Source organism: Rahnella sp. PAMC25617 (genome assembly GCF_050606005.1).
In the GTDB taxonomy this organism is placed as follows: domain Bacteria; phylum Pseudomonadota; class Gammaproteobacteria; order Enterobacterales; family Enterobacteriaceae; genus Rahnella; species Rahnella variigena.
In genome coordinates this window covers 340,939-362,182 of sequence record NZ_JBOCUM010000014.1, presented here as the reverse complement: position 1 = coordinate 362,182, position 21,244 = coordinate 340,939, and the positions used below count along the sequence as shown (strand labels likewise).

The window sequence follows — 21,244 nt, the reverse complement described above, 5'->3', positions numbered from 1 at the left end:
AAATCCACGTGAACGCGTGGATTTTTTTATGTAGGGAGGTACAGATTATCAGTGGTGATTAATAGTCAGGTATGTTTTGTTACAATCTTGAATCTGGTGCAAGAATTGGCAGCGTATAAAATGATGTTTTGAAACACGCTGAGCTGTTGATTTAACGATGAAATGGTTAACAAAAAATGCGCTCTTGTTCTCAGTCAAAACCTGTATTGCGGCATTTTTAGCCTTATATATAGCCCTTGAACTCAATCTCGATAAACCGGCCTGGTCGATGGTGTCGGTGTACGTCATCTCACAGCTTTATTCTGCGTCAACCCTTTCCAAAGCCACGTACCGCTTTCTCGGCACCGTGCTGGGCGGCGTTTTTATCTTTCTGGTCTATCCGTTTACGGTCACCGATCCGGTGCTGTTCAGCCTGAGCGTGTCGCTGTGGGTGGCGTTTTGCCTGTATCTTTCGCTGCATGACCGCACGCCCAAAGGCTACGTTTTTATGCTGGCGGGCTACAGCGCGGCGATCATGGGATTTGCCGACGTCGATACCCCGATGTCGATCACTTATACGGTGATTTCGCGTGTCGAAGAAATCACCGTGGCGATTGTGTGCAGTACGCTGATCCACATGCTGGTGTTTCCGGTGCGCATGCGCAATTTGCTGGAGAACAGCGTCAACAACTGGTACGAAAGTGCCAAAAAGCTGTGCAATGAATTGCTGACCGTCACCGCTAAAGATCCCCTGCCGGAGCGGGAACATATTCTGGTGCAGATGGCTAACTATCCGCTTAGCGTGGAAACGCTGATTACGCACTGCGTGTTTGAAGGGGATTCCGCCCGCAGGCTGATCCGTCTGGTGATGGCACAGTATCAGCATTTGTCGTATCTGATCCCCACGCTGACGGCCATCGAAAAGCGTCTGAATCTGCTGGCCGAACAGCAAATCCCGTTTCCTGATTTTGTCTCAGAGACGTTTAGCCAGTTCCTGCTGTGGCTGAACAGCGCCGAACTCAGCGGCAACGCGAAAGGTATTCAGGCAGAAATCCGTGCCTCGCAGGCCCGCATCAAAAATCTTTATGAAAGTGGTGAAATGACACCGGAAGAAGGGCTGCTGTTCACCGGCCTGCTTGAGCGTTTGCAAAACTTTGTTCACATCACTGAATCGTATTACGGCGTAACCGAGCGGGTAACGCAGTTCAGTAAAGAAAAAAAGCGCAGCAAAATAAAACTGGGGCTCAGAAAGCATATCGATGAAGGGATGATCCTGCTTTCGGCGTTTTGCGCTTTCACCGCCACCATGATTGGCTGCCTGTTCTGGATAGGCACCGGCTGGCGCGACGGGGCATCTGCACCGATGATGGCAGCGGTTATCTGTTCGTTCTTTGCCTCGCTCGACAGCCCGATTGCCTCGATGAAAGTCTTTCTGAAAGGGGTGCTGATCGCCATCGTCATCAGCGTAATTTACGCGGTGATCTTTATCCCGATGGCGATCACCTTTGAGTCGCTGATTATCTGTCTGGCACCCGGTTTGCTGGCGCTTGGGCTGGTCATTGCTAATCCTTCGACCAATTTTATCGGCCTGATTATCGCCACGCAGATCCCAGGCTTTATCGGCATGGGGCATGATTTTAAACCTGACGTGCTGGTGATTGTGAATGCGGCCATTTCGACGATTGTCGGGATAATGATTGCGCTGCTGACCACCGCGCTTATCCGTAACAAGCGGCCTTCATGGACGGCCAAACGTGCGCTGCGCAAAGGCATCAAAGAGCTATTACAGTTCACCAGCGAAATCAAAATCAATGCGTCTTCGCTGCGCGGGCGGCAGCAATACGTCGCCAGTATGCTGGATAAAGTGAACATTATTTTGCCGCGCAACAAAGCGGATCCGTCACCTAAAGTGGCGCTGGGCGGGAATCTGATCACTGAAATCTGGCTGGGCGTGAATTGCTATGATTTTTATGCCCGGCATCAGGACGTATTGAAAAATCATAACGTTGAAACGGAAGTGCTGATGTATGAGATTAATAATTACATCAAAATGCGGCTGAAAAATATCTACATCGGACCGCCGGATTCGTTGCTCAGTGCGCTGAATCAGGCGCTGCTCAGGCTTGAAGCGTTATGTCGTGCGGACATCGAACTGTTCACGCCGCTGTTCCATCTGTTCAACATCCGTATGGCGCTGTACCCGACCGCACGCTGGCCGGAACTGGCGTAACCCGTACCGAAACTGCCCGCGCCGCTGCTCCTTAAGATGAACCAGCGGCGCGGGTTTTTATGCTTCGTTTTGTACCAGTGCAATCAGCGTGCAGGGCACCGGCGGGGTATTGCCGTCCCTGAGCACCACCAGCGTGTCGTTTTCCCGCACCGCAAACAGAGGCAGCACGCCGCTGTTTTTCTCCAGGTAATCTATCCAGCCAAAACTTGCATTCAGCTGCGTGGCTTTGATCACCGCACCTTTCGCCAGCAAAGAGCTGAGCTTCGAGTAGGTCGCGTCGCTGTTGAACAGCACTTCATGACGCTGAAAACGACTGTTTTCCTGCGAGCGGGCACCTTTCAGCGCGGGCCCGGAGCGCACGGCAAACACCTTTTCCCGGCCGAAAATATGGCCGAAATGATACACCGCCAGCGCATTCTGATGACGGTTAGGTGAAAGCGCCAATACCTGCGATACGCCGCTCAGATCGAGAAAGTTTTCTGCATGTTCTGACCACGCATTACCGTAATAGGCCGGAATGCCGTCCATCCGCGCCTGCCGGTAATATTCCCAGCTGCTGTCGGTGAGGCGCACCGGAATATCCTGCTTCATCAGCACTTTCGCCAGCATCCGTGCCACGCTGTTCGCACCGACGATCAGCACGCCGCGCGGCGTTTTCTGCTGTACCCGCAGCGCACGGGCAATCGCCCGGCTGGTCAGGCTTTGCAGCACCACGGTGCCGATGATAATGGCAAAGACCACGGTCACCAGTTTGTCGGCCTGCGGATAATTCATCCGCTGCAGCGTCAGGGCAAACAGCGAGCTGACCGCCGCCGCCACGATGCCGCGGGGTGAAATCCAGCACAGCAGCAGACGGTCACGCCAGTGCAGGGAAGAACGCCACGTCGAGACAGCAATACACAGCGGGCGGGCGATAAACTGCACCACCAGCAGCAGGCCAATCAGTGGCCAGCCCATTTCCACCAGAGCATGAATATCCAGCCGCGCCGCCAGAATAATAAACAACGCAGAAATCAGGATCGCCGAAAGTTCTTCTTTAAAGGCCAGAATGTCAGTGGTATCGACATCGCGCATATTCGCCAGCCAGATGCCCATGACGGTGACGGTCAGCATACCGGATTCATCGGCAAGGGCGTTGGAAAGCCCGAACGCGGTCAGCATGACCGCCAGTACGCCGAGGTTTTGCAGATAAGCGGGGATCCACACACGGCGCAGTGCGACGCCCAGCATGTAACCAAAAACTGAACCCAGTATCAGCCCGGCGGCAGCGGTTTCGCCCAGCGTCCAGATAAGGTGCGTCAGGGATTCGGCGTGTTCACGCAGGGTAATAAATTCAAACACCAGCAGGGTGAAAATCGCGCCCACCGGGTCAATCACAATCCCTTCCCAGCGTAGCACCTGATTAATGGCTGCATTCGGACGCACCACGCGCATTAACGGCGCAATCACCGTCGGGCCGGTCACCACGGTTACCGCGCCGACCAGTGCGGCCAGTTCCGGCTCAAAACCAAGCAGCCACCAGCAGGCGAGGCTGATCACCGCGAACGTCACCAGCATCCCGATGGTGACGAGATTACGCACCACGCCGCCCAGCCCGCGCACTTCGTCCACACGCAGCGTCAGCGCGCCTTCAAACAAAATGATAGCAACCGAAATTGACACCAGCGGAAACAGCAAATTGCCAAACAGGGCATCAGGCTGGATGAGATGCGTCACCGGACCAAGTACGACGCCCAGTAACAGTAAAGGCAGGATGGCCGGGATTTTTAATAACCACGCCAGCCACTGCGCCAGCAAGGATCCCAGACCAATGATGACCAGCATCAGCGGGGCGGATAACAGCATAATTTTTCCCTTTATTCATTTTAAATATGGCGTTCAGGCGCAATGAACGCGAAGTCACTATTTCATCAGTAAAAAGTTGTGTTTTTGTAAGTGTAGCTTACCTTTATGTTAGGAATTCGTAAGTGAAATTTCAGAATATTTAAAATTAAGTTTGAGGTAAGGAAATATTACCTCGCTCCCTTTTGCTCTCTCTTGTTCAACTTGTTTACGTTGCGCCTGACCACAACGGTCGCCTTATAAAATTCTCTTGATGGAACTGACTGATGAATAAGATCTATCGTCTGGTGTGGAGTGAAATCAGGTCTGCGTGGGTTGCCGCGCCTGAAACAACCAAAGGGCATCGCAAAGGAGCAGGACGCACAAAATTAGCGGCGACTCTGGCACTGGCCCTGACGGCAGCGCCCGCTCTGGCGGATGATGTGAACTGGGCAGATGTTTATCCGACCTATAATTTCCCGCCACTGACTAATTATGATGTTTTGCGGGAAACGGGTTTTGCTTTCACCCTTGATGGCGATACCGCCACTGCCACGCATTATGCCGCCGGAACGACGCTCAATATTCTGGGACCGATCCCGACGATTGCCGCAGGAACCAATGGCAGCGCCACGCAGTTGCTGGTGCGCAACGGGCTGATTGACAGCACCGGTGCCGATGCGGATCCGGGGCGCATCACCGTTATACAGGCGACGGATTCTAATAATCTGGTCACGCCGATCACCTCCGCCAATATCGATACCTTCAGCTATTCGACCAGTCAGGCGGTTCCGCAGCAAGATCAGGAGCTGAACGTTGTCGTGCCGGGGCTGGATGGCAGTTATGCCGTCATAAAAGTGTATGATTCCACAACGTTTTCCGCGCCCGGCACTTCACTGGTCGGTGATTTACCGCTGAACGTGTACGACCCGAATTCGTTCCATATTTACAATAATTTCGGTATCGCCAGCGTGGCTTCCACCGGTGGCACCGCCAATATTAATATCGGCGCAGACACCAGCGGCACCACGCCGATAGCCGCTGCGGCGAACACCCTCGAACTGCTGGCGAAAAACTCCACGCTGGCTAAAGCGGATGGCAGTGCCGGTGCTGCCAGCGCTGTGAACTGGCAGTCTGATAACTACGTACATTTCGCACCGGCAGCGGTGATTTCCGGTGACCTGCAAAATGAAACAGCGGTCAGCTCGCAATATAACGATTCGATTACTTTACCGAACTATGTGCTGGTAGCCGGAAGGGTTATACAGGCAGGTTCCAGAACTTTCACCATTAACTCGGCGGCAGATATTGCTGCCGTGAACGATTTCCTGCTGGGGACCAGCCGGGAAAACAGTCAGGTTCAGCTTTGGCTGACCGGCGGAGTGACGCTACCGCCACAAAACGGCGGAGCGGTGATTGATTCGCCGGTCATCGCGCAAAATACCTATAACGCCATCATTCAAAGTTTACTCAGTGCCGAGCAGCAGAACCGTGTGGATCTGACCTATCACGTGTGGTCTGACATGCTTGCCCACACCAATAACGCCACGCTGGGAACCGGCAGCCTGAACGTGATTTATGCCACCGGTGCGGATGCCACCGGCACGGTCACCAGCACCGGCAGTCTGGCGGTGGATGGCGCAACGGCGGTAATGCGTGGCGACAACGGCGCGATACTGACCAACGACGGTAACATCAATATCTGGCGCAGCAACGGCTCAAGCCCGGCGGGCGTCGGGATGATGGCGACCGACGCCACCGCGATTAACAACGGCACGTTAAACGCCGGACTGTTCCTCGAAAAAGACGGCACCAACCAGAATGTCAGTAATCAGGGCAGCATCGCCATGCAGGGGCTGGGCGCGAGTCAACTGTCTAACACCGGTTATATCAACGTTGCGCTGACCGATGGCACCACCGATGGCGCAACCGGTATGCAGGCGCAAGGCACCACCACCGCCACCAACAGCGGCAGCATTGCGGTGACAGGTAATACACATAACACTGACGGGCGCGCGAGCGGCTACGGTGCAGATATCTCCGGCGCGGCGACGTTTACTAACACCACTTCTGGCAATATTTATGTCGGGACGGATCCGGTGACCGCCAGCGCAGCGCCTTCCGCGACCACTATGGTCGGCGGTGCGGTGCAGTCCGCCGGTATCCGCACCAGCAGCACCGGCAATGTGACCAACGACGGCACCATCACGCTGGGTACACTGACGCGAAATGCGGTCGGCATGCTGGTTAATGGCGGCACAGGCGCGGTACTGAACACCGGCACTATTAACGTGCTCGGGCAAATTTTGGCAAACGGTTCGGCGGCTCAGAACTATGGCTTATCCGCTACCGACACCACCAACGTCACCAATACCGGCATTATCCGCGTGTTTGGTGAAAATAACGTGGCGATCAACCTGCTGGCCAGAACGGCAACCGCCACCGTGAATTCCTCCAGTGCAGGAACGATTACTGTCGGGGCGGCAGGCGATAATGGCGGCAGCGACAATAACCCGTATACCTACCGTAACTATGCCGTTTACGCCGAAGGGCTGAACGGCAATCAGGCGACGGCTACGGTTGATTCGGCGATAAACCTGCTATCTGCCGGGGCGATTGGTGTGCATGCGCGCGGACAGACGACCATCAACGTAGGCACTAATGCGCTCCTGAATTTCGCTAACACCAATCAGATTGGTTATTACGCCTATGGCGAGAATGCCAAAATCAATCTGGGCAGCGCCATCATCAAAGACAATGAACAGGCGGGGTCTATCCTGTTTGCTATCGACCACGGCGCGCAGTTTGACGGTGATTCCGGTAATGCCGGTCCGTATCTGCTAACAGTGACCGGTACCGGTTCAACCGGTGTATTTGCTAATGGTCTCGATACCGGCGCAGACGGTCAGCCGGGCGGTGGCGATGATTCGCTGACCACGCTCGATACCGGTCAGGCGACCATTCATGTCGGCGGCGAAAATGCGGTCGGGGTAAAAATAACGGGCGGCGCGACCGGCACTATCAATAACGGCGGCATTTTGCTGGAACATAACGACGCCACCGCCGTGGTGGTGGATGGTCGCAACTATGCCATTGACGGCACCAAAGGCGACGGTGCGGATGCGCTGGCAACGAACGTGCTTTCAAAAGTGGATATCGGCACTACCGCCAGCCAAAGCGGCATTAAAGCCTACGATATTTCGTGGCTGGGTAATGTGGATATCGAAAGTGATGGCACTGATCTTGCGGGTAATAACAATATCGGGGTTTACCTCCACGATGGCGGGATAGCCAAAAACAACGCGCCCATCAACGTAAGCGGTACTAACAATATCGGCGTGTACATTCAGGATAAAGGGACGCTGAACAATCTGCGTGATATTACGGTGACAGGTGCGGCTGGCAGTAATAATGTGGGGGTGAAAGTTCAGGGCGCAGGCGCGCAGGTCACGCAACTCGGTAACGTAACGGCCAATGGCGGTCTGGCGGCGGTGCAACTGGTGGGCGATGGCGCGTCGCTGGCGATCAGCGGCACGAATAACCATATTACGGCCAGCAACGGGGCGGACGGTATCCTGATGGACGTCGGCTCTTCTTCGCTGACGGCAAGCAATACGCAAATTGATATCAGCGGCACCGGCGCGGGCATCAACAACAACGCCGATACCTCGAACATTAACCTGACCGGCGTCACTATCAATGCCGCTGACGGCCCGGCAATCCGTACCGCCGTGACCTTCGATGCCGAGGGTTCCGGCAACCAGCTGAACGTGTCCGGCAGCGGTGCAGGCTTTGCGTTTGAACAGGCCGACGGCAGCAATACCACCGGTAATCTGACTATCGGCACCGGTTATACCATTGATGTGACCGGCGCGAACGGTAACGGTATTCTGGCGAAAACCAACGGTAGCGTGACCTCCGGTGCCGATATCACCATGGGCGCGACCGGCGGCGCGGCGATATCGGCGGTGGATGCCAGCGCCGTCACTAACAACGGCAACATCCAGACCAGCAGCAACACCAACACTTCGGTCCTTGCCACCAATGCGGGCGCGTTCACCAACAACGGCACGATCAATGCCACCGGTGCGATCAACCCGCTGGCCTTAATCCGCATCAACGGGACGGCGGCGAACCGCACCATTCTTAATACCGGAACGATTACCGACGCCAGCCCGAACTCTGTAGTGATTGACGCCAGCGGCACGGCCAGCAATAGCGTCACCAATCAGGGCACGCTCAGTGCGGCCAGCAATACCGCAACGGCGTTGCTGACCGGTAGTGGCAGTGACAACGTCACGCTTTCCGGCACGCAGGCGACCACCGGGCTGATTAATCTGGGCTCGGGCGCGGATACGTTTACCTGGAACAGCGGCACGCTTGATGGTGCGGTGGATTTCACCGGTGCAGACGGTAACGACCGCGCCAGTATCGGCGATGTCGATCTGACGACCACTTCTCATATTCTCAGCGAAGGCGGCAGCAACAGCACGCTGACGTTCACCAATACTCATGCGGGCGCGGGTTCAGCGCAGATTGGCTCGCTGGCGGCCGATGCGTTGCCGGTGACTAATATTGGTACCGGCTGGAGCACGCTGACGGTGACCGGCACCGACGCGGACGTGCAGGTGGTGGATAATCTGCAACTTTCCGGCACGCCGCTGATTCAGGTCACCGGCGGCGGCACACTGCGCAGTGGTGACAACGTCACGGATACCACGCTTTCCAGCATCAATAATTACAACGTCAGCACCGACGGCGCGGACAGTCTGCTGGTGTTTAACGGCCTTTCCGCCACGCAAACCTATTCCGGTATTATCAGCGGCACCGGCGGACTGGAACGCGCAGGCGGCGGCACGACTATTCTGACCGGTGAAAATACCTACACCGGGAATACGCTGATTGACAGCGGCGGCACGCTGCAACTTGGCAACGGCGGTGCACCGGGCGCATTGTCTGAGCTGACCAACATTACTGATAACGGCGTGCTGAATATTAATCAGTCCGATACTGTTAATCTGGGCGGTGTGATCAGCGGAACCGGTGCGTTTTATCAGACCGGCAGCGGCACCACGCGGTTAAGTGGCGCGAATACTTATCAGGGCGTGACGCAGGTCAACGGCGGCACGTTGCTGGTCAACGGTGATCAGCGCGACGCATCCGGCGCAACCACGGTGGCCAGCGGCGCAACGCTCGGCGGGACCGGCACGATTGGCGGCGACGTGACGTTCGGCGCGGACAGCACGCTTTCACCGGGTGACGGCGGCGCGGGTACGCTGAATATCAACGGCAGTCTGAATCTTTCACCGACCACCAATAATAAATTCGAGCTGGGGCAGTTCACCACCGCAGGCGGTGCGCTGAATGACTTCGTGAATGTTGCCCAAAACCTGACGCTGGACGGACAACTGAATGTTACGGTTTCCGACGGCGGCAGCTTCCTGCCGGGGCTGTATCGCCTTTATAGCTATGGCGGCACGCTGACGAATAACGGTCTGGAAGTCACGACACTGCCACCGGGCAGCGACAGTACGTATGGCGTGCAGACGTCAATCCCGACTCAGGTCAACCTGGTGTTGAGTGCGCCGCAGTCAAACTCTACGCTGCAATTCTGGGACGGCGATCTGCTTGGCACCAACCACGGCGACGGCACCTCGGGTAACAATCAGGTCGATGGCGGCAACGGCGTCTGGCAGTCTCGTTCGCTGGGCGACACCAACAACTGGACCACGTCTACCGGCTTTGGTAACGACCCGTGGAGCCAGGCATCCTTCGCGGTATTCCAGGGCACGGCGGGCACGGTGACGGTCAGTAATGCGTTTAACCCGGTGCTCACCGCCGGGATGCAGTTCGACAGCGACGGCTACGTCCTTAACGGTGACCCTCTGACGATGTTCCGTTCCACAAACCTCACACCGGTTTCGGCTTACCGGGATCAGGGCGAAACGGCGGCGGATGCGTACTTCATCATCCGCGTTGGCGCGGGCGGTGCCGGTGCCGCAGATACGGCTACCATCAACGCCAATCTCGTGACCGCCGGGCCGGGCAGTCAGGTTCTGAAACTGTTTAAATCTGATCCGGGCAGGCTGATCCTGACCGGTAATAACGGTTACGCCGGTGGGACTGAAATCTTCGGCGGTACGTTGAATGTTTCCTCCGACCAGAACCTCGGGATAGCGGGCACATCGATACTGATAAACAACAACTCGACGCTACAGATTGGCGATAACTTCACCACTGACCGGTTGATTTTCCTCAGTCGTCTTGGTGGTGGTCAGTTCGATTTGTACGGTCACACCTTTACGCCAACCAGCGTGATCGGCGGGCTGGGACAGCTGACGGTGCTGGATTCTGCCGCCACAGCTAACAGCTTGCTGGAACTGAATCAGGCGAATACGTATCAGGGGCCGACCACCGTTACCGGCACTAACGGCGCAACCACCGTCGCTGTCGATGCCAATACCACCGGCGTGTTCGGCACGGCAAACAGCCTGATCACCGTTAACCAGCAAGGCACCGTCAATTTCAATAACGATGCGAACGCCGAAACCCACAGCTTCGCGCTCGACAGCGGCATTCTCACTTTCAATGACACCGCGTCGGCAGCAGACAGCATAATCAATGCCACCAACGGGGCGGCAGTCCGGCTGAACGATAATGCGAATGGCGGCAACGGGCAGTTTACGCTGGCCTCCGGCACGCAAATGAACCTCAGCGGTCAGGCAGACGGCGGCAGTTCAACCATCGACAACAGCGGGCTGGTAACCTTTGCCGGTCAGGCAACGGCGGCGGGCAGCACTATCGCTAACAACGCGGGTGGCGTGGTGAATATCGCGGACGTCAGCGACAGTACCTCAGTCGGTTCGCTTTCCGGTGCGGGGAATGTGGTGCTGGGTGCGGCGCAACTGATTGAAGGGGCGCTGAATCTCAATGACAGCATCAGCGGCATTATCAGCGGCGTTAACGGCAGCCTTGCCAAAACCGGCACCGGTACTCTGACGCTGACCGGCGACAACAATTACACCGGTGCGACCGCTGTGCAGCAGGGTGTTCTGCTGGTCAATGGCAATCAGCAGGCCGCGACCGGCGCAGTCAGCGTGGCATCAGGTGCCACATTGGGCGGTAACGGCACGCTGGGCGGCAATGTCACCGTGGCAGATAACGGCCATCTGGCGGCGGGGGCTGATCTCAACAGTGTCGGCGTGCTGACCACTGGCGGGCTGGTGCTGAACCAGGACTCGCAACTTGATTTCCAGTTCGGGCAGGCCTTCACCCCAGGCGGCAGTCTCAATGACCTGATAAACGTCAACGGTGACCTGAATCTGAACGGCAAACTGAATATCACCCAGACGCCGGGCGGGACATTTGATGTCGGTATTTATCGCGTCATCAATTACACCGGCGCGCTGACCAACAATACACTGGATATAGGTACGGCTCCGGCGGCGGCAGATGACATGTATGTGCAGACGTCGGTGGCGAATCAGGTCAATCTGGTGAACCGCACCGGCGTTATCCTGCGGTTCTGGGACGGTGCGGACAGTGCCAACAAAAACGACAGCCAGATCAACGGCGGCGACGGAACCTGGCAGAACAGTTCCGGCAATGACAACTGGTCAACGGATGTCACCAATCCGGACGGGCGTTTCAACGCGCCGTTTAGCGATAACTCGTTCGCAGTCTTTGGCGGCGAGAAAGGCAATGTCACGGTGGATAACAGCCTTGGTGCAGTGACGATCAGCGGCGCACAGTTTGCCACCGACGGCTATGTGATTAACGATGGCGTGATCACCACCAGCACGGCGGACACGCAAATCCGCGTCGGCGACGGCACCACGGAAGGCGCTAAGTATGTGGCGACCATCAATTCACAAATCGCGGGCAGCGGCGGCATCGACAAAACCGACGCCGGTACCTTAATTCTCAATGGCGCGAACAACTACAGCGGCGGCACGCAAATCAGCGCCGGTACGTTGCAGGTTTCCGCCGATAATAACCTCGGGCAATCCGGCACGGGTCTTGCCTTCAACGGCGGTACGCTGCGTTACGGCAGCGCCTTTGATACCGGCCGCGCAGTGAACCTGCAAAGCGGTGGCGGCACGGTGGACACCAACGGCAATAATGTGGCGATGAACGGTGTTCTCAGCGGCGACGGCGCGCTGACTAAAACCGGCAGCGGCACCTTAACGCTGAACAGCGACAACACCTATACCGGCGTGACCACCCTCAGCGGGGGGAACCTTCAGTTGGGTAACGGCGGCGAACAGGGCAGCATCGTCGGCAATATCGTCGATAACGCCATCTTGCAGATTAACCGATCCAATCTGCTGACGCTGCCGGGCAATATTTCCGGCACCGGTCAGGTCTGGCAGCAGGGATCCGGCACAACGGTGCTGGGTGGCAGCAATACCTATTCCGGTATTACGCTGGTGCAAAGCGGCACTCTGAAGGCGAACGGCACCAATACCCTGAGCGCCAAATCCGACCATATTGTCAGCGCCGGTGCGTTGCTCGATACCGGCGGCACCAGCCAGACGGTCGGTTCTGTCATTAACCAGGGCACCATTAACCTGCGTGGCGGCGATGTGGGATCTACGCTCACCGTTAACGGCAATTATGTCGGCATGAACGGTGTGCTGAATATTGCCGCGCAGCAGCATAGTCCGGGTGTGGCTGACCGTCTGGTGATCAACGGCGGGTCGGCGACCGGCGTGACGCGTCTGGATATCGACGTCAGCCAGCTCGGGGAGCAGACCACCGGTGACGGTATTACCGTGGTTGAAGCGCTGAACGGCGCGACCACCACCGCGCAGACCACCAAAGATGCCTTCACGCTGGGTGCCGATCATCTCGATGCGGGCGCATTCCAGTACCGTCTGTTTGCCGCTAACGCACAGGGCGCGGGCGAAGACTGGTTCCTGCGGGCGAGTTATCGTCCTGAAGTGCCGGTGTTTGACGGTCTGGCAAGTATGGCCCGTCAGGCAGACCTCGCGGTGCTTGGCACACTTCATCAGCGCGTCGGCGACGAAAAACCGTATAACGCCAACACGCCGGAAGATCAGGAGGGACGTTTCTGGGCGCGTTATATCGCGCAGTCCACCCATCAGAGTCTTAACGATGCGACGTCTACCCAGTCGGATTCGCGGATGAACGGTATGCAGGCTGGTGTCGATTTGTATCAGGATCAGAGCTGGCGGGCAGGGGTTTACACCACGGTGCTGGATATCGATACCAACTATCAGGGCGCGAATTCCGGCGGTTATGGTCCGGCGGGTTACACTTCGGATACTGCGTTCTATCTGGGCGGGTACGCCACCTGGACGGCGGACAACGGTTTCTACGTCGATAACGTGTTGCAGTACGGCAATCACAGCATTGATCTCACCATGCCGGGCAGTCACGATTCGCTGAGTCCCGACGGCAATACCTATATAGCATCGGTCGAAGTGGGTAAACCGTATCAGTTGGGCGACAGCAGCTGGGCGCTGGAACCGCAGGCGCAGCTTATCTGGCAGCACAGTGATTTCGACAGCGTGATCATTCCGGGCGATGCCAAAACCCGTGCCTCAGTCAGTGCGGACGATGCGGTAATTGGCCGTCTCGGCGTGCGTCTGACAACGCAATACGACACCGAACACGGCACAGTGAAGCCGTATGTGCGGGTTAACTTGTGGCAGGAATTGTCAGACGGCAGCGACACCACCACCTACGTGAATACCAGCAACAACGCCGGTGAAACGTCACTGACGTCCGATCAGCGTTACAGCAGTACGGAAGTGGCGCTCGGTGCAACGTGGGCGGCGACCAGTGAAGTGCAGGCGTATACCGAAGTGGGTAAAAGCTACCAGAACGGCGGCTCGAAAAGTCAAATTTCCAATGACGTGAGCGGCACGGTCGGGATAAAAATCCGCTTCTGATGGCAGGGCAAGGATGCCCTTTGATTTTATATTGCGTTGAGGGGACGAAAAAAAGCCCAACAAAAAGCCCGTATCAAAACGGGCTTTTTGTTTAATGCTTAAAGTTACTGCGCAGCGGCAGACTTATTTTTTCTTACTCATTTTTTCTTATAGACGTCAGCATTGCCGTGAATTTTGTTTTTGGTGTTGCCTGAGGTTAATACGATAACATCACCGCCTTTTTTATCTGCCTTTTTGGACAGATCTTCCAGCGCGCCAGACTGAGACGTTTTATTCGAGGTGCTGACCGTACCGATTTTGGTGTACTGAGATTCTACTTTTTCGAAGTCGGCCTTTTTCATCAACTGAGCAGAAAAAGCGCTGGAAGAAATCAAGCCGGCCAGAGCCACTGCGATAACGACGCTAATTTTTTTCATGTATGCCTCAAATGTCAGAATGCCCGTTAAGGGAAGAAAATGTACTTGCCATAAGCGAATTTATAAATACCCTGTTGGCGACAAACCTTGCTGTAAAACAACGATTTATCGCTAATATTAAGTAATAGGCAAGGAAGTTAATAATTTCAAGGCTGAAATAAAATATTTAGCGATAAGTGCGTTTTTTGGCTTTTTATGCTACCTGATTTGGTACGGTGTCAGTCATTGCCCGCCAGCAGTCAGATTAATAAGGAAAGTATGTTTTCACTTGAATCTCTTGAAGCATTGATCAGAGCGCACGGGCTGCTGATTATGACGCCGCTGGCTATTCTGGAAGGGCCGGTAGTGACGGTCATCGCCGGTTATTTTGCACGTCTCGGTTATTTAAGCTTAACCGGGATTTTTGCTGTGGTCATGGCCGTGGAAGTGTTCGGGGATCTGCTTTTTTACTCGCTGGGGCGCTGGGTGATTGGCGCGGACGGCAAACCACCGCGCTGGCTTATCCGTCTCGGCCTGACGCAGGAACGGCTGGAAAAAGTGGTGAGCAGTTTTGAACGCAAAGCCGGACGATTGCTGGTGCTGGGTAAACTGACGCATTCCGCTGGCGCGCTGGTGCTGACCGCTGCGGGCATGGCGCGTATGCCGCTGGTGCCTTTTCTGTTCTATAACATTATTGCGGCCATTCCCAAGACCTTGTTTCTGCTGGCCATTGGCTGGTTGTTCGGCGATATCCTTGCCGAAGTGAATAACTGGCTCCTTTACGCCTCTTTCATCCTGCTGATTGTGGCGGGCGGAGTGATCGTGAACTGGCTGAAATCAAAACAATAAACGCGTTGATTTTCGTCTGCTTACAATTCACCCCAGTTTTTCAGCAAATTTACATTTCTCACGCAATCTGTTGCAAATCCACATACTCCAGTCCTTTCCAGCTATAGCGCCAACTGATATCAATTATCATTAATAATTTGATAATGCTTCTTGTTGCTGGAGTCACCTTTGTTAGCCACCTTTATTATCGGTCTGCGTGAGGGTCTTGAAGCCGCACTGATTGTCGGCATTATTGCGGCCTTTTTACGTAAAAACGGCAAAAGTCTTTTTGCAATGTGGGTGGGCGTCGTGCTGGCGCTGGTGCTCTCCGTGATAGTCGGTATTGCGCTGGAAGTGACAGAGCGCGCTTTGCCGCAGGCCAGTCAGGAAGGGATGGAATCGGTTATCGGCGCGATCGCGGTGTTCTTTGTCACCGGTATGATCATGTGGATGAATACCCACGCTCACAATATGAAAAAAGAGCTGGAAAGCGACGCCGCCGAGGCCATCAGCCAGTCCAGCGCCTGGGCGCTGGCCAGTATGGCGTTTCTGGCGGTGCTGAAAGAAGGTTTTGAAACCAGCGTATTTCTGCTGGCGACGTTCTCGGTGGCGCAGTCCGCGATGTGGGCCGCGGCCGGCGCAGTGATCGGCCTTATCGTAGCGGTGATCATCGGCTGCGGAATATATTTTGGCGGTATCCGCATCAACTTATCGCGTTTCTTCCGCTATACCGGTCTGTTCCTGATCCTCGTGGCAGGCGGACTGATCATCACTTCACTGCAAACCGCACACGAGGCGGGCTGGCTGAATATCGGCCAGCAGCGTATCGCGGATCTCTCGTGGCTGGTGCCGCCGGGCACTATCCGTTCCGCACTGTTCACCGGCGTGCTGGGCATTCCTCCCGATCCAAATCAGATCCAGACTGTGGCGTGGCTGCTGTATATCGGCATAGTTTCGGTGAGGGTTTACTGGCCAGCACATCGTCGTCCGGCACCGGAAAAAGCAGCGCGTCTTTCTCTGGCTTTCGCCGGTGTGATGGCGCTCGCCGCGCTGGGGCTGTTTCTGTTTTATCCCCCGTTTACCCTGCAATTGCCGGACAACGCGCCGCTGGTCAGCGACGCGCAGCAAACGCCTGCCGGTCAGGTGCAACTTCTGGTCACCGCCGGTAACGGCTATCAGCTCAGCCTGCAATCCGCCGCCGGGAAGATAACGCAGATAGCGCTGCCTGTGGAAAAAGCCACAACGGGTGAACGCGCAGGATTACCGACGCGTGAATGGAACACCAAAACGTCGCTGACGCCCGCCGGTGCGCCGGATGTCGTCTCGCTGGATCAGGTGGTGGCGCTTTACGGTAACCGTATTCCCATCGGGCTGAATCCGGCCATGCATCCGGGGCCTTATCAGGCGCAGTGGACGGTGCATTGCAACGTTCAGGCGTCTGCTGCCGGTGACAGGTTACTCGACGCCAGCGGGCAGGCGGAAGAAGTCATCACGCTTTCGGGCAGCGGCCTGCAATCGCCGCGCACGGTCACGGTGCGCACACCCACTGCCGATGTTTCTGCCTGCAACTGGCAGGTGAGCAACGCGTATCAGCAGCACGTTTCTGATGCTCTGCAACAAAGACAAACTTATCAGGACACTTATCGTTTCCGGGCTTACATGCTGCCTGCTTTGCTGGCGGTGCTGGCCCTGATTTTTGCTGTATCTGCACTGCGGGTTTTACTGCAATTCCGTCATGAACGGTTATCTGTCAGCCGGGAATATGACCTGTCATTCGGTTCCCAACCACACAAACATTTGCCAAAAAATAAAGGATAAGTAATTCATGCGTAAGAAGAATTTTAAGAAAAAAGAATCGCTGATGACCGCCGCGGGCCTGACCGCAATGTTGATGTTTTCGCTTGATGCGCCAGCCAGTGCCTCACAGGCACCGGTGACGAATGGCGTTTCGCAGGTGAATATCACCATGACCGGCGACAAGGGCGGCACCTGTGTGGTGGAACATACTTCGGCAAAAGCCGGTCCGGTGACATTTAACGTGGTCAATAAAACCGCGACGGCCATTACCGAACTGGAACTGCTGAGCAACAACCGGATTCTGGGCGAAAAAGAGAACCTGGCGCCGGGGCTTCCGGCGGTCAAATTCACCCTGACGCTGGATGGCGGCAAATATCAGATTTACTGTCCGGGCGCAGAACATGAGATGACGGATTTCACCGTGACCGGTAAAAGCGCCGCGCAACCGGCGGGCAGCACCGCAACCATTCTGGCGCAGGGCACCAAAGATTACGCCACCTACGTCAATGGCGTGGTGGATGCGATGGTGGTGGCGGTTAACCGCCTGAAAGCCGACATCGATGCTGGCGACCTGGCGACGGCCAAAGCGGATTACGCCAAAGCGCGTCCGTTCTATGAGCGTATCGAATCAGACGTGGACGGTTTTATTCTGCCGGGCTTTAAGGCGACGGATAACGCCGGCAACCTCGATTACCTGATCGACATGCGTGCTTCAAATCTCGATCCGAAGGCGGGCTGGCACGGTTTCCACGCCATCGAGCGTGACCTGTTCGGTCAGGGAAAAATTACCCCTGAAACCAAACAGCTGGCGGCTGAATTGCAGAAGAACGTCGCACAACTCGATACGCTGACCAAAGCCCTGACGTATAAACCGGAAGATCTGGCCAACGGCGCAGCAGACCTGCTGGAAGAAGTGCAGAACACAAAAATCAACGGTGAAGAAGAAGCGTTCAGCCACTTTGATCTGGTGGATTTCGCCGGTAACGTCGAAGGCGCACAACAGGCGTTTGCCTTCCTGCAACCGGGCCTGGAAAAAATCGATCCGGCGCTCACGAAGCAGGTCGCCGCGCAATTCGCAGCTGTTCATACGCTGCTGGAAACCTACCGTGATGCCAGCGTCCCTGGCGGATACAAATATTACACTGCTGAACTCAAAGCCTCTGATGCTGCGAAGCTGAGCCGTGCTATTCAGGCGTTGCAGGAACCCCTGTCTAAAATCGGTGAGAAAGTGGCGGCTAATAAGGGAGCCTGATGAATGAGTGAACAACGCGAACCGGCCAGGGAGGCCGGTAAGTTTTCCCGCCGTGATGTACTGAAAGGCGCGGTAGCCGGTGCCAGCGCCCTGGCGATCCCGACCGTTGCCCACGCGCACGGTCAGGCGGTGGCGGCACAGGATCCTGAAGACAGAATCGACCTGTCGCGTCAGTATCCGTTCTATGGTGACGGCGGGCAGGTCGGCATCACCACGCCGCCGCAGCGCCATATTATGTACATGACTTTCGATCTGACCACCACCAGCCGTCAGGATTTACAGGTCTTGCTGGCACGCTGGTCATCGGCGATTGCGCAGTTAATGAAAGGCGGCATTATCGGTCAGGTGGAACCGGCGCGTGACAGCGGCGTGGGAATGGACACCGGAGAGGCGATGGATCTCGGTCCGGCGTCACTGACCGTTACCGTCGGACTAGGCCCGCGCGTGTTCACCGACACCTTCGGGCTGGCGAAACAAAAACCACCCCTCATGCGCGAGCTGATGAAGCTGCCTAGTGATGATATGCAGCCGGAACTGACCGGTGGCGATCTCTCGTTGCAGGCTTGTGCCGACGATCCACAGGTGGCGTATCATGCCATCCGCGATTTAGTGCGTATCGCCAAAAGCACCGGCGCGGCGGCGACCCGCTGGACGGTGATGGGCTTTGGCCGAGCATCTGCCGGTAAAGGCCAGTCCACGCCGCGTAATCTGTTCGGTTTTAAAGACGGCACCCGTAACATCACCGAGAAAGCAGATTTTGATAAGTATGTCTGGATCAACGATGGCGGTCCGGCGTGGCAGCAGCAGGGCAGTTATCAGGTGGTGCGGAAAATCAAAATTCACATTGAAAGCTGGGATACAGACCGGGTCAGTGACCAGAATAACGTGTTCGGACGCCATAAAGTTTCGGGTGCGCCGCTGACCGGCACCAAAGAGTTTGATACCCCGCACTTCACCCAAAAAGATGCCGACGGCAACTTAGTTATTCCGGCAACCGCGCATATCAGTCTGGCGGCACATGAAAACAACGGCGGGATTAAAATCCTGCGCCGTTCTTATAATTACACCGACGGGCTGAATAATATGGCGCAACTTGATGCCGGATTGTTGTTCATCAGCTATCAGAAAGACCCGGCGCAGTTCGAAGCCTTGCAGACAAAACTCGGTGCATCGGACGCGCTGAATGAATACATCTCGCATATCGGTTCAGGGATCTTCTTCGTGCCACCGGCACCGAAAGAGGGCTCTTATATCGGGGCGGAGATGTTTGAGGTGTGACGGTGGAAAAGGTTTTACGCTGCATGGGTTGAGGGCAGCGTAAAACCGGTGTTGCACTCTGAGGGGCCGGTTTGTGCCAGAAGCGGGCATTGCTAACATTATCTAATACACAACAAAAAATGTCAGTCTATATGATATCATCTACTGTTTTTTAAATTCCCCACCTATCTCAGTTATTAGTATTAGATAAGGAATCAAAAAATCATGAGAGCATATAAATTTAGGTCGGCTTCTCAAATAGCATTTACCCTAGATATAATTTTTAATCGTAGGCTTTTTTGCTCTGACTGGAAAATGTTGAATGATCCAATGGAAGGGATGTTTGTTTTCTCTCATCAAACATCTGATGGTTACGACTATAAAAAGGAAATTCAGCAGATAATAGAAGAAAAGAAACGACTTAAGGTTTGTTCCCTTTCAGCTACATATGAGTCTCATTTACTTTGGGCTCACTATGCTGGGGGGTTTGATGGTTGCGCTATCGAAATTGAAATCCCAGACAATCATCACAGCATTAAACAAATTGAATATAGAGGTGTATTTGCAAATTTAGCAATGCCCAATGCTTATAGTCCTGATGAACTTGCTAACCAAGTTTTATCCTCTAAATATCGAGAATGGGATTACGAACAGGAAGTTAGAATTTTGCAAACGAATGAGTGGTTTTACTTAGATAATCCAGTTCGACGAGTAATAGCAGGGCATAGAATGCCTTTGGCATTATTTGAAGCCATGAATATAATATGCAACTCGATGGGGATTGAATTTTGCCGTACTGGAATTGGTGATGAGGGGATTGATGCCGATTATGTTGAGCCATCAAAAATTCTAACGCCGAATAATCATCTTGACTGGGGTGTACTAAAAAATGACCGATGAGTTAGGAATTTATCTGGTTAGCAGAGTGTAAGGCTCAAGATACCCGCGCTAAGCAACTAATTGATTATGAATGATTTTTATCCACAATTGCTCGAGATGAAACTATGAGCAATTGTGATATAAATGTATGTAACAGGTTTTTATATCTTCTTCCCCAGAATTAACTGTGTTGAGCGAGCCATAATTCTAAATATAAATGGCATACCCTCTGTTAGCTCATCGAGTGTTGGCGTTCGCCTGCTTGCTTCCAAAAGAATTGAACGCAGAAACTCAACTTCGGGATCACATGCGATTTCTTCATCCAATGCCTTAAGCTTGCCTTTTATTTCTTTTATCTCTGACAAACTATGGTTGAGGGTTTCACTTCCCTTTATTTCTGAAAGTATACGTCTTTCATGGTAGTTAAGTTGCTCACGGAAAAACAATGCCATACTGGCTTTCTTTACTAAAAGCTCCATTTCCTTTCTTTTTTTCTCAAGATCTAAGATTTCTTCTTGAGTTGAGTTTTTATTCGTTTTTAGGGATTTTAACTCACTAATAGTCTTAGTTATGGACTCTAATGAAGTGGCTTCAAGTTGTTCTAAATCTGACTGTGTAATAGCAGGCTTAGACAATGAATAGATGCAAACAATAGTCATTACAAAACCAACAGTAGCCATCCCATTTAAATAAATTGGTAGTTCCAATTTATTTAAATACGCAAACAAACCACCTATAATGAAATAAGCCATGCTTAATAAAACCAGTACAGTACAAAATCGCCTCATTCTAACCTCGTTAAATTTTTTAGTTTATATGGTTAACCTACTAAAACCTTGTTCCCAGCATTTCGAGCAGGAACTTTGCGTTCCTCACTTAAGCAAACTAC

The 21,244-nt window shown here is 54.4% G+C and carries 10 protein-coding genes; 7 read left to right on the top strand and 3 right to left on the bottom strand.

Annotated elements, in window-relative coordinates; all coding sequences use genetic code 11:
- The first annotated feature begins 157 nt into the window (after positions 1-157).
- Entirely contained in the window at positions 158-2,209 is a 2,052-nt protein-coding gene (locus ACM615_RS18805; protein ID WP_431012330.1) for an FUSC family protein, read from the top strand.
- A 57-nt stretch (positions 2,210-2,266) separates the two neighbouring features.
- On the opposite strand, the gene ACM615_RS18800 is transcribed toward ACM615_RS18805, so the two are convergent.
- Positions 2,267-4,054 (bottom strand): cation:proton antiporter, encoded by a 1,788-nt coding sequence (locus ACM615_RS18800; protein WP_431012329.1) that lies wholly within the window; start codon positions 4,052-4,054, stop codon positions 2,267-2,269.
- A 263-nt stretch (positions 4,055-4,317) separates the two neighbouring features.
- Between ACM615_RS18800 and ACM615_RS18795 the strand changes: the two genes are divergently transcribed.
- Entirely contained in the window at positions 4,318-13,947 is a 9,630-nt protein-coding gene (locus tag ACM615_RS18795) for an autotransporter-associated beta strand repeat-containing protein (RefSeq protein WP_431012328.1), read from the top strand.
- A gap of 137 nt (positions 13,948-14,084) precedes the next feature.
- On the opposite strand, the gene yahO is transcribed toward ACM615_RS18795, so the two are convergent.
- Positions 14,085-14,363 carry a DUF1471 family periplasmic protein YahO gene (gene yahO, locus ACM615_RS18790; RefSeq protein WP_129639962.1) on the bottom strand — a complete coding sequence of 93 codons (279 nt, stop codon included), beginning with the start codon at positions 14,361-14,363 and terminating at the stop codon, positions 14,085-14,087.
- Between the two features lie 258 nt (positions 14,364-14,621).
- On the opposite strand from yahO, the gene ACM615_RS18785 reads away from it, so the two are divergent.
- The 5 genes from ACM615_RS18785 (at position 14,622) to ACM615_RS18765 (ending at position 20,376) form a co-directional block, all read left to right on the top strand.
- Entirely contained in the window at positions 14,622-15,191 is a 570-nt protein-coding gene (locus tag ACM615_RS18785; protein ID WP_129639963.1) for a DedA family protein, read from the top strand.
- 168 nt (positions 15,192-15,359) lie between these two features.
- Entirely contained in the window at positions 15,360-16,988 is a 1,629-nt protein-coding gene (efeU, locus tag ACM615_RS18780; RefSeq protein WP_431012327.1) for an iron uptake transporter permease EfeU, read from the top strand.
- 7 nt (positions 16,989-16,995) lie between these two features.
- The gene (gene efeO, locus ACM615_RS18775) at positions 16,996-18,219 is read left to right on the top strand and encodes an iron uptake system protein EfeO (protein ID WP_431012326.1); all 1,224 of its coding nucleotides are present in this window, start codon (positions 16,996-16,998) and stop codon (positions 18,217-18,219) included.
- Positions 18,220-18,222: 3 nt separating this feature from the next.
- Complete coding sequence (gene efeB / locus ACM615_RS18770; RefSeq protein ID WP_431012325.1) at positions 18,223-19,497, top strand: iron uptake transporter deferrochelatase/peroxidase subunit; 1,275 nt, start codon at positions 18,223-18,225, stop codon at positions 19,495-19,497.
- Between the two features lie 204 nt (positions 19,498-19,701).
- Positions 19,702-20,376, top strand: coding sequence for a hypothetical protein (locus ACM615_RS18765; protein WP_197754177.1), 675 nt, complete (start codon positions 19,702-19,704; stop codon positions 20,374-20,376).
- A gap of 140 nt (positions 20,377-20,516) precedes the next feature.
- Here ACM615_RS18765 and ACM615_RS18760 read toward each other — a convergent pair whose 3' ends face one another.
- A complete protein-coding gene (locus ACM615_RS18760) occupies positions 20,517-21,107 on the bottom strand; it encodes a hypothetical protein (protein WP_431012324.1) in 591 nt (196 codons plus the stop codon).
- Positions 21,108-21,244: the final 137 nt, after the last annotated feature.

Bases quoted from the DNA above. Each gene is read 5' to 3' on its own strand.
- ACM615_RS18785 (WP_129639963.1), top strand. From the start codon at position 14,622: ATGTTTTCACTTGAATCTCTTGAAGCATTGATCAGAGCGCACGGGCTG.
- ACM615_RS18795 (WP_431012328.1), top strand. From the start codon at position 4,318: ATGAATAAGATCTATCGTCTGGTGTGGAGTGAAATCAGGTCTGCGTGG.
- yahO (WP_129639962.1), bottom strand. From the start codon at position 14,363: ATGAAAAAAATTAGCGTCGTTATCGCAGTGGCTCTGGCCGGCTTGATT.
- ACM615_RS18800 (WP_431012329.1), bottom strand. From the start codon at position 4,054: ATGCTGTTATCCGCCCCGCTGATGCTGGTCATCATTGGTCTGGGATCC.
- ACM615_RS18760 (WP_431012324.1), bottom strand. From the start codon at position 21,107: ATGGCTTATTTCATTATAGGTGGTTTGTTTGCGTATTTAAATAAATTG.
- ACM615_RS18765 (WP_197754177.1), top strand. From the start codon at position 19,702: ATGAGAGCATATAAATTTAGGTCGGCTTCTCAAATAGCATTTACCCTA.
- ACM615_RS18805 (WP_431012330.1), top strand. From the start codon at position 158: ATGAAATGGTTAACAAAAAATGCGCTCTTGTTCTCAGTCAAAACCTGT.
- efeB (WP_431012325.1), top strand. From the start codon at position 18,223: ATGAGTGAACAACGCGAACCGGCCAGGGAGGCCGGTAAGTTTTCCCGC.
- efeO (WP_431012326.1), top strand. From the start codon at position 16,996: ATGCGTAAGAAGAATTTTAAGAAAAAAGAATCGCTGATGACCGCCGCG.